Below are 1,908 nucleotides of genomic sequence, written 5' to 3'. Positions count from 1 at the left end.
CATTTCGTATAAGGTGTATTATGTTAATTTTAGTAGAACTAATAAATCTATATATTTGAAAATGTCATTTTACTCAATTAAATACTCTTCAGATATTTCACACTGTTCAACAAAAAAATGATCATGTGAAACTAAAATTACAGCGCCCTGATATTGGCTAATAGCCTGCGATAGAAGCTCTCTAGACTCAATATCTAAATGATTTTCTGGTTCATCAAGCAATAATAAATCAATACCATCAGGATAGTGACTCATTGCTAATAATGCGACTTTCAATTTTTCACCACCACTCAGTTCTGATAGTTTTAATAAAGCTTTTTCACGACGAATACGTAACTGACCTAACAAATTTCTCCACTCAACTTCAGTAAGATTGGAGTTATAAAGTGCAAGGTTTTCGATTACGGATAAATCATTATTTAATAAACTAAAGTTTTGATCTAAATACAAACATGTTCCACTAAAGAAAATATCATCACGTTGATGGGTAGAAATCAATTTCAATAAGGTTGATTTACCAATTCCATTAGCACCTTTAAGATGGATTTTTTCGCCAGCTTTCAATGCAAAATTAATTTTATTTGTTGCTGTATGGGGTAGCTTTAAATCATGAATTCTTAAAATCTCTCCTTGCTTCGTACTCTGTAAGTGGAATTCAAACTTCTGAGCTTTGATTTTTTCTACAATGGTCTGCCTATTAATCAGACTATTTTTCAAATCATCAGTTTGTCGAGTTTGTTGGGCACGTAGCTTACCTAAGCTTTGTCCAGCATTTTCCTTTTTGAAATCTAGAAAAATCTTTGCTTGAGAATTAGAATCACGAAGTTCATTGCCTTTAGATTGACGTTTATTCGCTTTCATTAAGCTATCATGTTGCCGTTGTTTTAACTGCTTTAATTCTTTTTTCTCATTATTAATAGACTGAGTTAATGCATCCATGTGTAGCTGATGCTGTTGAATGTAATGCTCATAATTACCTTTGTAGTGTTGTAAGCCTAATTCAGTTAAAGCATAAATATGTTGGACTTGATTGAGTAATTGGCGATCATGACTAATCAGGCATACACCACTAGGGTGTGCCAAAATACTCTCAATTAACCATTGTCTAGATGTTGAGTCTAAATGGTTGCTTGGTTCATCTAAAAGTAGATAGTGATCCTTTTTTAAAAACAAACGACATAAAGCCAGCTTTGTTTTTTGTCCTTCACTCAGTTTTTCTGTTGGAAAGTTCAAATCCGTAGGTAAGTCAGCATTTTCAAGTATATTTTGCCATTTTTGTGGTAAATCCCAGGTATTTTCAACTAACTCATAATCATCAAAACTAGCTGTATTGTTCTCTATACGCCGAAAAGCATGATGTAAATGATCTACCTCTAATGCTTGTGCAATATTTTCAGCATTAAGGCGTTCTAATTGTGCCAAATAATCATGTTGGATATTCCATGAAACTTGACCACTATAATGAATATCTAAAGCTTGGCTTTGATCTAATATTCTGAACAATAGGGATTTACCTAAACCATTACGTCCAATTAATGCAGAAACCTGTCCTGATAAAAGCGTAATGTTTAGCTGATCAAACATTTTCTGTGTAGAAAATTCTAAATTTAAGTTTGAAGCAATACATGCATGTTGCATAAAAAATTCCTCATGTAGAGGATATGCAAAATAGTGAAGATTAACTTATAAAAAACAATATATTATTTAGGATATAAAGTAGAGACCAAGAATATATAGCCACAAGTAGAATCTATTTTGCACATCAAAAGTTTAAAAATAATGATGAGAAAATGACTTACTTCATTGGCGTTACTCTTGGGAGGATGATTTGAATAAGGTTATTTTATAATGATAAGACAATCTGTCAAGCTTGTACTAAAGCTTCTAAAAGTTATTTAACATAATGGC

The 1,908-nt window shown here is 31.9% G+C and carries 1 protein-coding gene; it reads right to left on the bottom strand.

The features are described from left to right. Positions 1-69 precede the first annotated feature (69 nt). Positions 70-1,638 carry an ATP-binding cassette domain-containing protein gene (locus FTT75_RS15580; protein WP_159124549.1) on the bottom strand — a complete coding sequence of 523 codons (1,569 nt, stop codon included), beginning with the start codon at positions 1,636-1,638 and terminating at the stop codon, positions 70-72. Between the last annotated feature and the right edge of the window lie 270 nt (positions 1,639-1,908).

Origin of the sequence: Acinetobacter sp. YH01008 (assembly GCF_013420435.1) — a bacterium.
Taxonomy (GTDB): Bacteria; Pseudomonadota; Gammaproteobacteria; order Pseudomonadales; family Moraxellaceae; genus Acinetobacter; species Acinetobacter pseudolwoffii.
Note: the sequence above shows the minus strand (reverse complement) of the source record. Positions and strands in the feature narration are given on the sequence as shown.

Bases quoted from the DNA above. Each gene is read 5' to 3' on its own strand.
- FTT75_RS15580 (WP_159124549.1), bottom strand. From the start codon at position 1,638: ATGCAACATGCATGTATTGCTTCAAACTTAAATTTAGAATTTTCTACA.